This is a genomic window from Sutterella massiliensis, from assembly GCF_016899755.1.
In the GTDB taxonomy this organism is placed as follows: Bacteria; Pseudomonadota; Gammaproteobacteria; order Burkholderiales; family Burkholderiaceae_F; genus Sutterella; species Sutterella massiliensis.
The window spans coordinates 1-467 of the sequence record NZ_JACJJC010000276.1 but is presented as its reverse complement, the minus strand read 5'-3'; the positions used below and the strand labels follow the sequence as shown (position 1 = coordinate 467).

Genomic DNA, 467 nt, shown 5'->3' with positions numbered 1-467 from the left:
GTCCGCTACGGCATCGAGCACGAGGACGACGCAAGGTGTCTCTTCGAGATGCGATTCAACACTTGCGTCATGCCCGCATGCTGCGAGTGGTCGACGGATCCGCTCTTTCGAGCTTCGTTCGACGGTCTGACGCCCGAGGGCGAACCCGTTGAAATCAAATGTCCGTCGCCGTCTGTGCTTGACGACGTCAAAGCGCGCGGCAAAGGTAGCGATCCGGTCCGCTTGTACGCCGTCCAGCTGCAGCATCAGATGCTCGTTGCCGACGCACGGCGCGGCTGGCTCGTTTTCTACGACGGGCCGGCCGACGACATCATCGTGTTCGAGCTCGAGCGCGACGAAGCGCTTATCGATCGCATCGTGAGAGAAGGACGCGCTTTTCACAAGCTCGTCGCAACCCGGAAGGAACCGCCGAAGGATCCGAAGTCCGATGTTTTTCTGCCGGAAGGCGACGAACAGAAGATCTGGAT

Annotated in this window: 1 protein-coding gene; it reads left to right on the top strand. The window is 60.2% G+C overall.

The window, feature by feature from the left end; translation table 11 throughout:
- Positions 1-48: 48 nt before the first annotated feature.
- Positions 49-467: YqaJ viral recombinase family protein (locus H6A60_RS12540; RefSeq protein WP_338054878.1), on the top strand; the 419-nt coding region annotated here is incomplete at its 3' end.